Source organism: Streptomyces sp. NPDC004126 (assembly GCF_050275515.1).
Taxonomy (GTDB): Bacteria; Actinomycetota; Actinomycetes; order Streptomycetales; family Streptomycetaceae; genus Streptomyces.
This window is the reverse complement of record NZ_JBNNPF010000097.1, coordinates 1-15,404: the sequence shown is the minus strand read 5'-3', so window position 1 is coordinate 15,404 and position 15,404 is coordinate 1. Positions and strand designations below refer to the sequence as shown.

The 15,404-nt window shown below is 73.7% G+C and carries 17 protein-coding genes; 11 read left to right on the top strand and 6 right to left on the bottom strand.

Annotated features, from left to right (window positions below):
- The first annotated feature begins 252 nt into the window (after positions 1-252).
- From thpR to ACQKM2_RS39750, 3 genes are all read left to right on the top strand, one after another.
- Positions 253-807, top strand: coding sequence for an RNA 2',3'-cyclic phosphodiesterase (gene thpR / locus ACQKM2_RS39760; RefSeq protein ID WP_427718841.1), 555 nt, complete (start codon positions 253-255; stop codon positions 805-807).
- Positions 808-1,012: 205 nt separating this feature from the next.
- Positions 1,013-1,873 carry a dimethylargininase gene (gene ddaH, locus ACQKM2_RS39755; RefSeq protein WP_427718839.1) on the top strand — a complete coding sequence of 287 codons (861 nt, stop codon included), beginning with the start codon at positions 1,013-1,015 and terminating at the stop codon, positions 1,871-1,873.
- Positions 1,874-1,907: 34 nt separating this feature from the next.
- Positions 1,908-2,447, top strand: coding sequence for a YbaK/EbsC family protein (locus tag ACQKM2_RS39750; RefSeq protein WP_427718837.1), 540 nt, complete (start codon positions 1,908-1,910; stop codon positions 2,445-2,447).
- Here ACQKM2_RS39750 and ACQKM2_RS39745 read toward each other — a convergent pair.
- The 3 genes from ACQKM2_RS39745 to ACQKM2_RS39735 all read right to left on the bottom strand — a co-directional run bounded on the left by ACQKM2_RS39745 (position 2,395) and on the right by ACQKM2_RS39735 (position 4,719).
- On the bottom strand, positions 2,395-2,682 hold the full coding sequence (locus ACQKM2_RS39745) for a hypothetical protein (RefSeq protein ID WP_427718835.1): 288 nt from the start codon (positions 2,680-2,682) through the stop codon (positions 2,395-2,397). The two genes, ACQKM2_RS39750 and ACQKM2_RS39745, sit on opposite strands and share 53 nt — an antisense overlap.
- Before the next feature lie 289 nt (positions 2,683-2,971).
- A complete protein-coding gene (locus ACQKM2_RS39740; protein ID WP_427718832.1) occupies positions 2,972-3,961 on the bottom strand; it encodes an aldo/keto reductase in 990 nt (329 codons plus the stop codon).
- Positions 3,962-4,020: 59 nt separating this feature from the next.
- Positions 4,021-4,719: a GDSL-type esterase/lipase family protein gene (locus ACQKM2_RS39735; RefSeq protein WP_427718830.1), complete on the bottom strand. Its 699-nt coding sequence runs from the start codon at positions 4,717-4,719 to the stop codon at positions 4,021-4,023.
- Positions 4,720-4,795: 76 nt separating this feature from the next.
- On the opposite strand from ACQKM2_RS39735, the gene ACQKM2_RS39730 reads away from it, so the two are divergent.
- The 3 genes from ACQKM2_RS39730 to ACQKM2_RS39720 all read left to right on the top strand — a co-directional run bounded on the left by ACQKM2_RS39730 (position 4,796) and on the right by ACQKM2_RS39720 (position 8,203).
- Positions 4,796-5,842 carry a WD40 repeat domain-containing protein gene (locus ACQKM2_RS39730; protein ID WP_427718828.1) on the top strand — a complete coding sequence of 349 codons (1,047 nt, stop codon included), beginning with the start codon at positions 4,796-4,798 and terminating at the stop codon, positions 5,840-5,842.
- Positions 5,843-6,078: 236 nt separating this feature from the next.
- Entirely contained in the window at positions 6,079-7,269 is a 1,191-nt protein-coding gene (locus ACQKM2_RS39725) for an NAD(P)/FAD-dependent oxidoreductase (protein WP_427718826.1), read from the top strand.
- A 19-nt stretch (positions 7,270-7,288) separates the two neighbouring features.
- Positions 7,289-8,203 carry an RNA polymerase sigma-70 factor gene (locus ACQKM2_RS39720; protein ID WP_427718824.1) on the top strand — a complete coding sequence of 305 codons (915 nt, stop codon included), beginning with the start codon at positions 7,289-7,291 and terminating at the stop codon, positions 8,201-8,203.
- A gap of 50 nt (positions 8,204-8,253) precedes the next feature.
- Here the strand turns inward: ACQKM2_RS39720 and ACQKM2_RS39715 are convergent, their stop codons facing one another.
- Positions 8,254-9,186 carry a DUF3027 domain-containing protein gene (locus ACQKM2_RS39715; protein WP_427718821.1) on the bottom strand — a complete coding sequence of 311 codons (933 nt, stop codon included), beginning with the start codon at positions 9,184-9,186 and terminating at the stop codon, positions 8,254-8,256.
- 423 nt (positions 9,187-9,609) lie between these two features.
- Here ACQKM2_RS39715 and ACQKM2_RS39710 point away from each other — a divergent pair, with 423 nt between their 5' ends.
- The 4 genes from ACQKM2_RS39710 to ACQKM2_RS39695 all read left to right on the top strand — a co-directional run bounded on the left by ACQKM2_RS39710 (position 9,610) and on the right by ACQKM2_RS39695 (position 13,451).
- Positions 9,610-10,980 carry an MFS transporter gene (locus ACQKM2_RS39710; RefSeq protein WP_427718818.1) on the top strand — a complete coding sequence of 457 codons (1,371 nt, stop codon included), beginning with the start codon at positions 9,610-9,612 and terminating at the stop codon, positions 10,978-10,980.
- A gap of 318 nt (positions 10,981-11,298) precedes the next feature.
- Complete coding sequence (locus tag ACQKM2_RS39705; protein WP_125813898.1) at positions 11,299-11,802, top strand: DUF2771 domain-containing protein; 504 nt, start codon at positions 11,299-11,301, stop codon at positions 11,800-11,802.
- Positions 11,803-11,818: 16 nt separating this feature from the next.
- Positions 11,819-12,607, top strand: a complete 789-nt coding sequence (locus tag ACQKM2_RS39700; protein ID WP_427718815.1) for a futalosine hydrolase — start codon at positions 11,819-11,821, stop codon at positions 12,605-12,607.
- Positions 12,567-13,451, top strand: coding sequence for a 1,4-dihydroxy-6-naphthoate synthase (locus ACQKM2_RS39695; RefSeq protein ID WP_427718843.1), 885 nt, complete (start codon positions 12,567-12,569; stop codon positions 13,449-13,451). The genes ACQKM2_RS39700 and ACQKM2_RS39695 overlap by 41 nt, the downstream gene beginning before the upstream one ends.
- An 86-nt stretch (positions 13,452-13,537) precedes the next feature.
- Here ACQKM2_RS39695 and ACQKM2_RS39690 read toward each other — a convergent pair whose 3' ends face one another.
- Entirely contained in the window at positions 13,538-13,921 is a 384-nt protein-coding gene (locus tag ACQKM2_RS39690) for a cold-shock protein (protein ID WP_007265584.1), read from the bottom strand.
- Between the two features lie 177 nt (positions 13,922-14,098).
- On the opposite strand from ACQKM2_RS39690, the gene ACQKM2_RS39685 reads away from it, so the two are divergent.
- Positions 14,099-14,353 carry a hypothetical protein gene (locus ACQKM2_RS39685; protein ID WP_427718813.1) on the top strand — a complete coding sequence of 85 codons (255 nt, stop codon included), beginning with the start codon at positions 14,099-14,101 and terminating at the stop codon, positions 14,351-14,353.
- 11 nt (positions 14,354-14,364) lie between these two features.
- On the opposite strand, the gene ACQKM2_RS39680 is transcribed toward ACQKM2_RS39685, so the two are convergent.
- Positions 14,365-15,018: an HAD family hydrolase gene (locus ACQKM2_RS39680; RefSeq protein ID WP_427718811.1), complete on the bottom strand. Its 654-nt coding sequence runs from the start codon at positions 15,016-15,018 to the stop codon at positions 14,365-14,367.
- Between the last annotated feature and the right edge of the window lie 386 nt (positions 15,019-15,404).

Sequence of the window (15,404 nt, the reverse complement as noted above, 5' to 3'; positions counted from 1 at the left end):
GCGCCTCAAACGCCGGCGGGGCTGGAATTTCGCTGCGCGAAATCCAGCCCGCGCGGCGTTTGAGCGCTCCGGGCGCGCAGCGTCCGGTACCGGGGTCCGGGGCGGAGCCCCGGGGAACGGGCGAAGGGCGGGTAGGGGACCTCGCCCCGCGCAGCGGCACACCCCCGGCACCCGACGCACCGGCACCAGCCACCCGGACCGCCCCCGCCCCGCGCCTGACGGACGGAGCGCGTCGGGGATAGGGTCGAAGACGTGAGGGTCTTCGCCGCCGTACTGCCCGCAGCCAGCGCCGTCGCCGAGTTGCGGGACGCCCTCGCGGCGGTGCCGCGGGCCGACGGGCTGCGGTGGACCGCGGAAGCGGGCTGGCACTTCACGCTCGCCTTCATGGGCGAGGTCCCCGACCCCCTCCTCCCCGACCTGCACGCCCGCCTCGCCCGCGCAGCCCACCGCAGCGCCCCCTTCCCCCTCCGCCTCCGCGGCGCCGGCCACTTCGGCGACCGCGCCCTGTGGACCGGCGCCGCCGGCGGCATCGACGCGATGCGGCTGCTCGCCGAGCGGGCCGACGCCGCCGCCCGCCGGGCCGGGGTGTCCATGGAGCACCACCGCCGCTACACCCCGCACCTCACCCTCGCCCGCGGCCGCCCCGGCACCGACCTGCGGCCCTGCCTCGACGCCCTCGCCGGCTTCGAGGGCACGCCCTGGCAGGTCGACACCCTCAGCCTGGTCCGCAGCAACCTCCCCGCCTCCGGCGTCCCCGGCGAACAGCCCCGCTACGAAGTAGTCGAGGCCTGGCCCCTGTCCGGCTGAAGGTTCGGGGACGGTTCATCCCCCGGTGGCCCGCACTTCGGGGCCCGGAATCCGGATTCCGGTGAAACAGAAGCAGTAGAGGCGGCCCCGGCATGCTCCGGAGCAGTACCTGGCCAGCCGCCCGCTGACACCGCACCGACGGCCGCCCCGCCACCACCCCGCGGGCCGGCCCGGAGTCCCTCCGGCCACCCTCGAAGGAGTCCCCGTGCCGCTCACCGAGCCGACCACCACCCCGACGGCCGCCCCGACGGCCACCGCGCGCGTCGCCACCCGCCGCAGGCTGCTGATGTGCCGACCCCGGCACTACGACGTCACGTACTCGATCAACCCCTGGATGCACCCGGAGCACAGCACCGACCCCGCCCTCGCCGTCCGCCAGTGGGAGCGGCTGCGCGACCTGTACCGCGAACTCGGCCACTTCGTCGAGGAGATCGACCCCGTCGAGGGCCTGCCCGACATGGTGTTCGCCGCGAACGGCGCCACCGTCGTCGACGGCAAGGTCTACGGCGCGCGGTTCCGGCACGCGCAGCGCACCGCCGAGGGACCCGCGTACCTGGGCTGGTTCGAACGCCGCGGCTACCGCGACGTGCTGTGGCCCGAGTACATCAACGAGGGCGAGGGCGACTTCCTCACCGTCGGCCGCCGGATCCTCGCCGGCACCGGCTTCCGCACCGACCCCCGCTCGCACGCCGAGGCCCAGGAGTTCTTCGGCCTGCCGGTGACGAGCCTGACCCTCGTCGACCCGGAGTACTACCACCTGGACACGGCCCTGGCCGTGCTCTCCGACGACGAGGTCATGTACTACCCGGCCGCCTTCTCCGAGGGCAGCCGGGCCGTGCTCCGCACGATGTTCCCCCACGCGATCCTCGCCACCGCCGAGGACGCCGCGGTCTTCGGGCTGAACGCCTTCTCCGACGGCCGCCACGTGCTGCTGCCGGAGGCGGCGACCGGCCTGATGGCCCAGCTCAGCGCGCGCGGCTTCGAGCCCGTCGGGGTCGGGCTCTCCGAGCTCCTCAAGGCGGGCGGCAGCGTGAAGTGCTGCACCCTGGAGCTGCGCGACCGCTGAGTCACCACCGACGTAGTTTCCGGAAAGGACAGTTGTGACCTCTGCGACCGCGATCGCGGACAGCCACGCCCGCCTGCTCGACCTCCTGGCGGACGCGGGAGCCGGCTACCGGCTGCTGCGCCACGCCCCGGAAGGGCGTACCGACCTGGCCAGCCTGATACGCGGCCACAGCCTCGAACAGGCAGCCAAGTGCCTGGTCATCAGAGTGGCGCTGGGACGCAAACAGCGCCGCTACGTGATCGCCGTGGTGCCGGGGCACTGCCGCGTGGACCTGGAGGCGGTACGGGCCGAGTACGGCGGCACGAACGCCTCCTTCGCCGTCCGCGAGGTCGCCGAGGAGCTGACGGGCTGCGTCAGCGGGTCGATCATGCCGGTGAGCTTCGACCCGGCCGTGGAGGTGGTCGTCGACCCGGCACTGCTGGAACACGAGGAGATCTGGTTCAACGCGGGCCGCCTCGACGTGTCGGTGGCGCTGCGCACCGCCGGCTACCTGGCGCTGGTGCGGCCGCGCGTGGCGCCGGTCAGCGCGGAGCCGGCGCTGGTGCCGGCGGCGGCGGTGAGTGGCCGAGGGTGACGTAGAGGTACTCGTCGAGCACCTTCGCCAGTGGCAGCCCGGGCCGTCCCAGTGCGGCGGTGAGCGCGTCCTCGTCGAGGCCGCTCTCCGCCAGCGCGGCCCGGGCCCAGGCCCGGCCGGTCCGCAGGTGCCGGCCGAAGGCCCGTTCGTCGCGGGCGCCGTGCAGCCGGGCGGCGGCCCGCAGCCCGTCGAGTCCCGGCGCGGGCGGCAGGGCGGCGTCGGCGGCGGTGACCATGACGCAAGTCTCGCAGCCCGTGGCGAGGGGCGCGGGTGGGAGCGGGTTAGTCTCGACGGGTGGACCCGAAGACCAGGAACCGTGTCATGGCCGGTGTGCTCGTGCTGATGTTCGTCGTCGTGGCGGTGGCGGCCGCGGTGGGCCAGTAGCCCCCGCACCCCGGCCGCTCCGCGTACGCCCGTACCGGTAGTACCCGTAGACCCGTAGTACCCGTAGACCCGTACCGCCCCGCCCGCGCTCGAAGAGCGGGCGGGGCGGTGTGCTCGGGCGGTACGGGGCCGGCCACCGCCTACCAGGCGAAGGCCTCCGGCGACGGGCCGGGGCCCGGGAAGATCTCTTCGAGGCCGGCCAGCACCTCCTCGCCCAGCTCCAGCTCCACCGCGCGCAGCGCGCTCTCCAGCTGTTCGGCGGTGCGCGGGCCGACGATCGGGCCGGTGATCCCGGGGCGGGTCAGCAGCCAGGCCAGGGCGGCCTCGCCGGGTTCCAGGCCGTGCTTGTCGAGGAGGTCCTCGTACGCCTGGACCTGCGCCCGTACGGTCGTGTTGGCGAGGGCGTCCGCCGAGCGGCCGGAGGCCCGCCGGCCGACGGTGGCCTCCTTCTTGAGGACGCCGCCGAGCAGACCGCCGTGCAGCGGGGACCAGGGGATGACGCCGAGCCCGTACTCCTCGGCGGCCGGGATGACCTCCATCTCCGCGCGCCGCTCGGCGAGGTTGTAGAGGCACTGCTCGCTGACCAGGCCGACCATGCCGCGGCGGGCGGCCGTCTCGTTGGCCTGGGCGATCTTCCAGCCGGGGAAGTTGGAGGAGCCCGCGTAGAGGATCTTGCCCTGCTGGATCAGGACCTCGATGGCCTGCCAGATCTCCTCGAAGGGGGTCCGCCGGTCGACGTGGTGGAACTGGTAGACGTCGATGTGGTCGGTCTTCAGGCGGCGCAGGCTGTCGTCGACGGCCCGGCGGATGTTCAGGGCGGAGAGGCGGTCGTAGTTGGGCCAGGTCTCGCTCTCGCGGTACATGGAGCCGTAGACCTTGGTGGCGAGGACGGTCTTCTCGCGGCGGCCGCCGCCCTGTGCGAACCAGGTGCCGATGATCTCCTCGGTGCGGCCCTTGTTCTCACCCCACCCGTACACGTTCGCCGTGTCGAAGAAGTTGATCCCCGCGTCGAGGGCCGAGTCCATGATCGCGTGGCTTTCCGGCTCGCCCGTCTGGGGGCCGAAGTTCATCGTGCCGAGTACGAGGCGGCTGACTTTGAGACCGGTGCGTCCGAGCTGCGTGTACTTCATGGGGCCCTAGCCAACTGCTTGGAGTGCGCTCCAGGCAAGCCCCTTTCGCGGGACGGGGTTTACCGGGCCGGCGCGGGCCGGTAGGGGCCGCCGACGCCCCAGGCCTGGTGCAGGACGGCCGCGAACTCGCCCGCGAGGCGGTGCTCGCCGGAGGCGTTGGGGTGCGTGCCGTCGTAGGTGTCGCGGTGGATGTCGTACGCGTCCGGGCGGGCCGCCAGCAGGATCGGGGAGGCGTCGGTGGTCAGGTCGGCGACGGCCTTGGCGAGGAGTTCGTTGAACCGGGCGACCTCGGCCGCGAAGGGGGGTTCGTCCTCGGCGCGGACGTTGGGGATCACCGGGAGGAAGACCATCCGGATCGCCGGGCGGGCCTCGCGGGCGGCGGCGACGAAGGCCCGGACGTTGCCGGCGGTCTGCTCGGCGTTGGTGTAGAAGCCGAGGTCGATCAGGCCGAGGGAGACCAGCAGCACGTCGGCCCGGTGGCCGGCGGCGGCGGGCCCGATGAGGGGGGCCATGTGCTGCCAGCCCTCGCCCCAGCCGGCGAGGTGCCGGCGGGCGTCCGCGGGGAAGTCCGGGGCCGCGTATTCCTGGCGGGCGGGGCCGTCGGCGCCGGTGTCCTCGTACAGCGCGGTGCGCGGGCCGACGATCTCGAACCGGCCGTCGCCCAGGGTGGCGCCGAGGTGCTGCCACATCCGGTAGCGCCAGGTGTAGTCGCCGGCGCGTCCGATGGTCATGGAGTCGCCGACGAACATGAAACGCATCCGGTCATCATCGCGGATCACGCGCCGCGGGCCCCTGTGATGCCGGACACGCCAGGCCGGGTGGCAGGCTTGTGGGATGCGCCTGCTGCTCCGGTCGACCGCCGTCCCCGCCGCCCTCGTGCTCGCCCTGCTGCCGGGGGCCGCCCTCGCCGCGGAGACCCCCGCCGCGCCCGGGACCGCATCCGGGACCGCGTCCGGGTTCACCATCACCGATCCGCGGATCAAGGAGTCGAGCGGACTCGCGGCCAGCCGGATCCACCCGGGCGTGTACTGGACGCACAACGACAGCGACGACGGCCCGTACGTGTACGCGGTGGACTCGGCGACGGGGAAGACGGTGGCGCGGCTGACGCTCACCGGGATCGGGACCCCGCGCGACGTGGAGGCGATCTCGCTCGGACCGGACGGGCAGCTGTACCTCGGGGACATCGGCGACAACAAGGACGGCACGTGGGACCACGTGTGGATCTACCGCTTCCAGGAGCCGAAGGAACTCGGCGACCGGACCGTCGCGGCAGAGCAGTTCACGGTCGCGTACGCCGACGGGCCGCGCAACGCCGAGGCGCTGATGGTGCATCCGGTGACGGGCCGGGTGTACATCGCCAGCAAGAACGAGCAGGGCGGCGGCCTGTACGAGGGCCCCGAACGGCTGTCGGCGGACGGGCGCAACGTGTTCCGGCGGGTCGCGGAGGTGCCGTGGGTGACGGACGGGGCGTTCTCCCCGGACGGAACGCGGCTGACGCTGCGCGGCTACCTCACGGCCCGCACGTACGCCTGGAAGGACGGCCGCCCCGAAGGCCCGGGCGAGCGCGTGGACGCGCCGTGGCAGGGGCAGGCGGAGTCGGTGACGTACACACCGGACGGCAGGACGCTGATGTTCGGGGCGGAGGGCGCGAACAGCAGGGTGGTGGCCGTACCGGTGGCCCCGGCGGCGGCCGCCTCCGACCCGGCCCGCTCCCCCGCCCCGCGGCAGCCGGGCGGCGCCCCGACGGGCTCCGCGGGGGCGCAGGGGGCACCCGCCGGGCAGGACTCCGGCAGCTTCACCAAGGGGGCGCTGGTCCTCGCGGCGGGCACCGCCCTGGTCCTGGCGGGCAGGCGCCTCTTCCGCCGCCGCAAGGCCTAGAGGGCGTCCGCAGCGTCCCGTAAACCTCCTGCGCGCAACGTCAACGATCCTTGCGCGCAGTGCACATGACCTCGAAGAACGTCCGTCTAAGCTCGCTGTCGGCGAGGGGCCCCCGTCGTTCACGGGGGTGACGACAGGGGCCCGTTCCACGCCGTCCGACGTGATCCGGGTCACAACCTGTCACACGTTCCCGGCACCCGGTGTCTTGTGTCCGAACCCCAACGGAGGAGGACACGATGAGCGAGAACAACACCAACGTGGTCGTGATCGGCGGCGGTTACGCGGGCGTGATGGCCGCCAACCGGCTCACCCTGCGCGGCGACGTCACGGTGACCCTGGTCAACCCGCGCCCGTCGTTCGTGCACCGCATCCGCCTGCACCAGCTCGCCGCCGGCAACGACGCGGCCGTCGTCGAGTACAAGGACGTCCTCGCCGAGGGCGTACGCCTGGTCGTCGACACCGTCGACCGCATCGACGCCCCCGCCCGCACCCTCGCCCTCGCCTCGGGCGACCGCCTCGCCTACGACTACCTCGTCTACGCCGTCGGCAGCACCGGCGCCGAACTCCGCGTCCCCGGCGCCGCCGAACACGCCCACCCCATCGCCACCCTCGAAGACGCGCGGCAGCTGCGCCCGGTCCTGGACGCCGCCCCCGCCGACGCCCCGGTGACCGTGGTCGGCGCCGGACCCACCGGCATCGAGACCGCCGCCGAACTCGCCGGCGCCGGCCGCCCCGTCACCCTGGTCTGCGGCGGCACCCTCGGCCCCTACCTCCACACCCGCGGCCGCCGCTCGGTCGCCCGCCGCCTGGCCCGCCTCGGCGTCACCGTCGTCGACGGCCCCGACAGCACCGTCACCCACGTCACCGACACCGCCGTCCGCCTCGCCGACGGCCGCGAACTGCCCAGCCGGGTCACCGTCTGGACCGCCGGCTTCGCCGTCCCCGACCTCGCCGCCCGCAGCGGCCTGGCCACCGACACCGCCGGCCGCATCCTCACCGACGAGACCCTCACCAGCGTCGACGACGACCGCATCGTCGCCGCCGGCGACTCGGCCGCCCCCTCGGGCCTGCCGCTGCGGATGAGCTGCCAGGCCGCCATGCCCATGGGTGCCCGCGCCGCCGACACCGTACTGAGCCGCCTCGCCGACGAGCGCCCCGAAACCCTCAACCAGCCCTTCGGCGCCCAGTGCATCAGCCTCGGCCGCCACGACGGCATCTTCCAGTTCGCCAAGGCCGACACCGCGATCTGGTTCCACGTCGACGGCAAGCCCGGCGCCAAGCTCAAGGAGACCGTCTGCACCGTCGTCGTCAAGCACCTCGCCGACGAGGCCCGCAAGCCGGGCGGCTACCGTCTCCACCGCGGCTCGGGCGCCGCCACCCGCCAGAAGAAGCTCCAGGCCATGGGCGGACAGACCACGGCCGCGTGACACCAACGGGGACGACCACATGAACAACGACGACCTCACCACCGACGCGGCGACCGACGCGGCGACCGACGCCTTCGTCGCCCACCGCAACCTGCTCTTCACCGTCGCCTACGAGATGCTCGGCTCGGCCTCCGACGCCGAGGACGTCCTCCAGGAGACCTGGCTGCGGTGGGTGAAGGTCGACCTCGGCCAGGTCGAGGACCGGCGCGCCTACCTGGTCCGCATGACCACCCGTCAGTCCCTGAACCGGCTGCGGTCGATGAGCCGCCGCAAGGAGTCGTACGTCGGCGAGTGGCTGCCCGAACCCCTGCTCACCGCACCCGACGTGGCGCAGGACGTGGAGCTCGCGGAGAGCGTTTCCATGGCGATGATGCTCGTCCTGGAGACGCTCTCCCCGACCGAACGCGCCGTGTTCGTCCTGCGCGAGGCCTTCGACGTCGGCTACGACGAGATCGCCGCGGCCGTCGACAAGACCCCCGCCGCCGTACGCCAGATCGCGCACCGCGCCCGCAAGCACGTCGACGCCCGCCGCCCCCGGCAGTCCGTGTCCGCGAGCCAGAGCCGGGCCGTCATGGAGTCCTTCCAACGCGCCCTCGACAACGGGGACCTCCAGGGGCTCCTGGACGTACTCGCCCCCGACGTCGTCCTCGTCGGCGACGGCGGCGGCATCAAGCAGGCCGCACTGCGCCCCGTCACGGGCGCCGACAAGGTGGGCCGCTTCATCATCGGCGGCGTCGGCAAGAAGGCGGAGCGGTTCAGCATCACCCCCACCGTGGTCAACGGCAGTCCGGCGCTCCTCGCCCACCTCGACGGGGAACTCGACGGCGTCATGGCCTTCCACGTGGAGGACGGCCGCATCGCCGGGATCTACTTCGTCCGCAACCCCGAGAAGCTGGGCGCCGTCGCGGCCGAGACCGCGATCACCCTGCGGTGAACCGAGGGCGGGCGCCGCACCGCGGCGACCCGCCCCTCACCACCCGGTGACTACGAGTGCCCGAGGTCGGCGGACGGGAGGTCCGCCGAGGGCACCGAACCGGTGTCCGGCGCCGGGCGCAGCGGGAACTCGTCCGTCGCCATCGAGTCAAGCACCGGCGGCGCGGGCCGCGGCGGCTTGGGCATGACGGCGGCCTCCGAGTGGCCGCCGCAGCCGTACGACAGGGAGACGAGCCGGCCGTCCGCCGGACCGAACTCGTTCGCGCAGATCCCGAAGGCCTGCCCCAGCGAGCCCCCGATCGCCACGAGGAAGCCGCAGGAGACGCACGACGCGGGCGCGGCCTGCGCCATCGGCGTCTTCGCCCCGAAGGACTCGTCCCAGCGGTCGGCCGCCGTGTGCAGCCCGTACCGCGACAGGACGCGGGCGCGGCGCATGCCGAGCTCCTCCGCCACCGCGGTGATGGAACCGCGCTCCGGGACGACCACCCGGTCGGTGACGTCCGCGTCCTCGGCCTCGACCAGTTCGGCCATCTCGGTGGAGACGACCGAGTTCGGCGGCGGCGCGTCCTCCCCGGACCAGCCCTGCTCCAGCCGCAGGTCGTCGGCGTCCGTCGGGAGCAGGTCGCCGGGGCCCATGTCACCCGGGCGCAGCCGCTCGCTCCACGGCACCCATTCGGGGGCGAGCAGCGCGTCGTCGCCGGGAAGGAGCACCGTTTCGTCGAGGGTGACGTTCTTCGCGCGGGAGGCGCGGGTCACGGTGACGGCCCAGCGCCAGCCGCGGTAGCCCGGCTCCTTGCACTCGAAGAAGTGGGTGACGACCCGGTCGCCCTCCGCTACGGCGGACACGTGCTCGCCCACCACACCGGGGTGGGCGGCCTCCTCGGCCGCCTCGCGGGCGAAGTCCACCGCCTCGGCGCAGAGGCGGTCCGGGGCGGGCGTACGCGGGGTACGCGGGGTACGGCTTCGCGTCGTCGCAGCACTCACAGGTCTCGTTCTCTCCTACGCCGTCTCACGAGTGCGCCGTCCGTACTGTCGTTCACAACGACCCGTCGGTCTCGTCCGTACGTAGCGCGGGCGGAGCGGACCAGAGGGCCGCGTCGACGTCCGCGCCCCGATCGGCCTCGGGCGCACCCCACTGTGATCCATTCTGCGGGATCACGAAGAGGCGCGCGGCCAAGTGCAACCGCCGGTGGCGCGCTACGCACGCTACCTCCTTCGAAGCCTTCGGCCCACATGCGGAGTCCGATTCGCGGACAACACACGCGCGCGGAACCCGGGCGGAAGCCGCACGGAAGCGGCGCGGAAGCCGGACGGAAGCCGCGCGAGGACCCGTCAAGGCCTCCCGGAACCGCGCCCCGGACGCCCCGGACGCGCCGGGAGGGGTCCCGGACGGCCTCGTGGGGCACTATGGGCCACGTGGCTCCCGCACGGTCGTCCGCAGACGGCTCGGGACCGGCCAGGCGGGCCGGCCGGGCGGTCGGGCGTGCCCTGCACCTCCCCATCACCGGTACGGCGCGCGGTATCCGGCGCGCCACGCACGCCCACGGAGCCGGTGAATCCGGACTGGGCCGTCTGATCGAACTCCACGCCATCAACGGCGCCGGAGACGTCATGATCACCGTCGCGCTCGCCTCGACGGTGTTCTTCTCGGTCCCCACCGACGAGGCACGCGGACGGGTGGCCCTCTACCTGGCGATCACCATGGCGCCCTTCACCCTGCTGGCCCCCGTGATCGGCCCCCTCCTGGACCGGCTCCCGCACGGCCGGCGGGCGGCGATGGCGGGCGCCATGCTGACGCGGGCCCTGCTGGCCCTGATGATGTCCGGCGCCGTCGCCACGGGCGGCCTGGAGCTGTACCCGGCGGCCCTGGGCGTCCTGGTCGCCTCGAAGGCGTACGGAGTCGTACGCAGCGCCGTCGTCCCGCGGCTCCTCCCGCCGAAGTTCTCACTCGTCAAGGCGAACTCCCGGGTCACGCTCGCCGGCCTCCTCGCCACCGGCGCGGCCGCACCCGTGGCCGCCGGACTGCACACGATCGGACCGCCCTGGCCGCTGTACGGAGCCTGCGCGATCTTCGTGTGGGGCACCTTCGCGGCGTTCCAGCTGCCGCACAAGGTCGACGACGCCAAGGGCGAGCGCCGCGCCCGGCTCTCCACCCACGAGGCCCACTCCAAACGCCCCGGGCTGCGCACGGTCAGCCGCCCCGTCCTGTGCGGGCTGCTGGCGAACGCGGCGATGCGCGGCCTGTCCGGGTTCCTGATCTTCTTCCTGGCGTTCCTGCTGCGCGAGCACCCGCTCGCCGGGCAGAGCGCGGCGGTGTCGCTGGGCATCGTCGGCGTCGCGGCGGGCATCGGCAACGCCGCCGGGACCGCGGTCGGCGCGTGGCTCCGCGCCCGGGCCCCGGAGGCGATCATCGCCTCGGTCCTCTCCGTCACCCTGGGCGTGGCGATCCTCTCGGCCGTCCTCTTCAGCGGCCTGCTCATGGCCGTCCTGGCCGGCACGGCCGGCTTCTGCCAGGCCCTCGCGAAGCTCTCGCTCGACGCGATGATCCAGCGCGACGTCCCGGAGGCCGTCCGCACCTCGGCCTTCGCCCGCTCGGAGACCCTGCTCCAGGTGGCCTGGGTCCTGGGCGGCGCGATCGGCATCGCCCTGCCGCTGAACGGCGTCCTGGGCATGGCGGTGGCCGCCGCGGTGGTGGCCGCCGGCACCGCCATGGCCCTCCGCGGCCTCCTCACGTCCCCCCGCCACCACCCCCGCTCCGCCCGCCCCCGGGTGGCGTAATCCCGGCCTCGCCGGCGTTTGAGGCGCGGGGGTCTGGGGGCGGAGCCCCCAGGGGGTCCGGGCGCAGCCCTGGGGGCACCTCCCAGCGGTAGCTGGGGGAGGAACGGGCGAAGGGCGGGGCGGGGAGCAGCCCGCGCAGCGGCCACCCGACCCCACCCGGCGGCGCAACCGGACGGCGGCACCCGGGGCCCCGCCCACCCGGGCCGCCGGCGCGCAGCCAGGCCGCCACCCCACCCCCCGCCCGGCAGGGCAACGGCCGACGCGGCCCAAGGACCCCCGTGCGGCGGCGCAGCCCACCGGCCCGATAGCCTTCGGCTCATGACCGCACCGCTTTTCCCGGGTAGGGCCCGCCGCAGCGTCGCGGCCCTCGGAGCCGTGTCCGCCGGCCTCCTCCTCCTGTCCGCCTGTGGCGGCGACAAGCCGACCCCGCTCGCGACGGTGACCGTCGGCAGCTCGTCGGTGTCCGCCGAGTCCGAGGGCGAATGCAGCGCCAACGGCCAGGACCTCACCATGGACAAGGTCCAGAACTGCCTCACGGACCCCAAGAAGGCCAAGACCGTCGAGTACGGCCGCGGCGACACGCTGCGCCTGGGCGTCGAGCCCGAGGTCGTCGAGGACGGCAAGAAGTGGCAGGCGGTCCTCGACGGACAGCCGATCACCGAGCCCTCCTCGAACACCTACCGCAGCTTCCAGGGCGCCGACGTCTTCGCGACCGGCGGCCAGGGCGAGGCGCCCCAGTCGAAGCTGCTGGGCTTCGTCCAGGTCGGCGAGGACGGCAAGCCGCTCTCCGTCTGGACCTTCAAGCTCAAGCTGAAGAAGTAGCGGCAGGCGCAGCGGCGTGCGCGCGCTGATCGTGACCGCGGTGGCCGCGGAGGCCGACTCCGTGGCCGCCGGTCTCACCCCTCATCCGGACCCGGTCACCCCCGAACCGCGCACGCTCCCCTGGGGGTCCCCCCGGACGAAGTCTGGGGGCGGCTACCTCATCACCCGCCGGGACCTGCCCGGCCTCGCCGCCGACGTGCTCGTCGGCGGTGTCGGCCCGGCCGCCGCGGCGGCCGGCACGGCCACCGCGCTCGCGCTGGCCGACTACTCCCTCGTGATCTCCGCCGGCATCGGCGGCGGGTTCGCGCCCGCCGCCCCGCTCGGCTCGCTGGTGGTCGCCGACGCGCTCGTCGCCGCCGACCTGGGGGCCGAGACCCCCGAGGGATTCCTGCCGGTGCAGGAGCTCGGCTTCGGCCGCAGCGTGCACCTGCCGCCCGCCGAGCTCGCCGCCCGTGCCGCCGAGGCCACCGGGGCGCTCCTCGCACCCGTGCTGACCGTGTCCACCGTCACCGGCAGCGCCGCCCGTGCCGCCGAGCTCGCCGCCCGGCACCCGCTGGCGGGGGCCGAGGCGATGGAGGGCTTCGGGGTGGCGGAGGCCGCCGCCGCGCACGGACTGCCCGTGCTGGAGGTCCGCGCCGTGTCCAACGCCGTCGGGCCGCGCGACCGGGCCGCCTGGCGCATCGGGGACGCGCTCGCCGCCCTGACCGCCGGATTCCGCGCACTGGGACCCGTACTCGTCAACTGGGGAGAACGCCATGAGCGCCATGAGCAGCACGAGCGGCACGAGCACCACGAACACGGCTGAGGCCGAACCGCTCGCCATCGCCTACTCGCCCTGCCCGAACGACACCTTCGTCTTCGACGCCTGGGCGCACGGCCGCGTCCCGGGCGCGCCCGCCCTCGACGTGACCTTCGCCGACATCGACGTCACCAACGGCATGGCCGAGCGCGGCGAGCTGGACGTGCTGAAGGTGTCGTACGCCGTACTGCCCTGGGTGCTGGAGGAGTACGCGCTGCTGCCCTGCGGCGGCGCCCTGGGCCGCGGCTGCGGCCCCCTCGTCCTCACCCGTGAGCCGGGCGTGGACCTGTCCGCCGGCACGGTCGCCGTGCCGAGCGAACGCTCCACCGCCTACCTGCTGTTCCGGCTGTGGGCGGCGGACGTGCTGCCGGCCGGGGTCGGGAAGGTCGTCGTCCTCCCGTTCAACGAGATCATGCCGGCCGTGCGCGACGGCCGGGTGGACGCGGGACTGGTCATCCACGAGGCCCGGTTCACGTACCAGGAGTACGGGCTGCACCGCCTGGCCGACATGGGCGAGCACTGGGAGTCCACCACCGGCCTGCCGATCCCGCTCGGCGCGATCATCGCCAAGCGCTCGCTGGGCGCGGAGAAGCTGCGTGCGCTGGCCGAGTCGGCCCGTACGTCGGTGCGGATGGCGTGGGACGACCCGGAGGCCTCGCGGCCGTACGTGCGCGCCCACGCGCAGGAACTGGACCCGGCGGTCGCCGACCAGCACATCGGGCTGTACGTCAACGAGTTCACCGCGGACCTCGGCGACGCCGGGTACGCGGCCGTCCGCGGCCTGCTGACCCGGGCCGCCGCCGAGGGCCTCGTCCCGCCCGTCCCGGCGGACGCCCTGCGCTTCCCGTGACGCGGCACGCGTGACATGCCGGTGCCCCGCCGCTCCGAGGGAGCGACGGGGCACCGGTACGCGTCCTCGTCCGACTACACGTCGAGCTACACGTCGAGCTGATCGGCCACCGCGCGCAGCAGCCCGGCGATCTTCGTGCCGTGCGACTTGTCGGGGTAACGGCCGCGCTCCAACATCGGGGTGATGTTCTCCAGCAGCGTCGTCAGGTCCTGCACGATCGATGCGAGCTCGTCGGGCTTGCGGCGCTGGGCTGCCGCCACCGAGGGCGCCGGATCCAGCACCGTCACCGAAAGTGCCTGGTCACCGCGCTGTCCCGCGACGACTCCGAATTCCACCCGCTGCCCGGGCTTCAGCGCGTCCACGCCGGCCGGGAGCACCGACGAGTGCACGAAGACGTCGCCGCCGTCGTCACGGGAGAGAAAGCCGAAGCCCTTCTCGCTGTTGAACCACTTGACCTTGCCGGTAGGCACGTCCGTCCTCTGTCCTTGTGCTCGTCGGGTCCGGGCGACCGTGGAAAACGGCTCCGGATAGCAGTACAGCGGGTCCTTTGACCCGCCTCCTCCAGGCTAATGGTCCGGAAACCGCTGACAAGACGTTCCCCGGTCCTTCCCGCTTCACCGCTTCGGCCAGGGAACTACCCTGGTGGGGTGACTGTTACTCCTCATCCCGACGATGCGCGGCCCGGCGACGGCCTGATCAAGACCGGCGGCATCGTGTTCATCCTCGGCGCGCTGGCGACCCTGGCGACGATGGCCCCGCTGTTCCTGGGAACCGACCCGTTCCCGTCGTACGCGTGGGCCGTGTGCATGCTCATGGGCGTCGGCTTCGCCATCTCCGCGGCGGGTGTGCTCCGCTCCGCCGCCGCACAGCGCAAGGCGGCCCGGGCGTCCCAGGCCGCCTGAGCACCGGTTCGTCAGGCCGCGCGGTTCCGCTCGTACTCCGCGAGCCACTGCGGCAGCTCCGTGAGGTCGGTCAGCACCACGTCCGCACCGGCCTCACGCAGCTCCGACTCCGCGCACGGCCCGGTCGGCACCGCCACCGACAGCGCGCCGGCCGTCCGGGCGCCGCGCACGTCGCCGATGTGGTCGCCGACGTAGACCTGCGCCCCGTACTCGCGCAGCGCCTTGGCCTTGGCCTCGGCCCAGAGCCAGCCGACGACGGCGTCGGGCTCGATCCCCAGGTGCTCCAGGTGGTGCCGGGCATTGGGCTCGTTCTTCGCCGTCACGACGATGGCCCGCCCGCCGAGCGCCTGCACGGCCTTGACCGCCTCGCGGGCGCCGGGCATCGCGGGGGTCGGCTCGATGGCGTGGTGGACGTACATCTCCCGGTAGAGGTCCGCCATCGCCGGAACCTCCGCCTCGGGGAACCAGTAGGCGAGCTCCTCCTCCAGCGGAGGCCCGAGGCGCGTGACGACCTCGTCGGCGTTGACGTACGTCCCGGTCTTGGCGGACAGGGCCTCGAACGCCGCCTTGATGCCGGGACGGGAGTCGATGAGCGTCATGTCGAGGTCGAACCCGACGGTGAGCTGCGCGGGGATGGGAGCGGGGCTGGGGCTGCCTGAGGTCATAGCGCCATTGTGCCGAGGCTCCAGGGGGGCGCGGAACCATGGCCGGAGGTTGGCTGACCTCCCGACGTTTTTTGGCGGAATGCCAGCTATGTACCGATTTCCTTGACGGGGACTTGACGCAGACCTGAACGCGGGGGCGGTACGCGGCTTGCGGCGCGGGCCGCCATTTCCCCCGCGAGGGGGTGGGGCCGGGCGGTGTTTGCCCACCCGCCCCCTTGTCTGCGGTCCGGTGGGCTGGGGGGCGGGATCCCCTCGGACGGGATCGGGGAGGGTTTGGGGGTTTCCCGTCAGTCCCATCGTCCTTCCGTGTCGGGCCGTCCTGTCAAGGGCGCTCCCTGCGGTCGCGTCGCTTCGCGATCGCCTTCGGCGACCCTTGACAGGCCGAC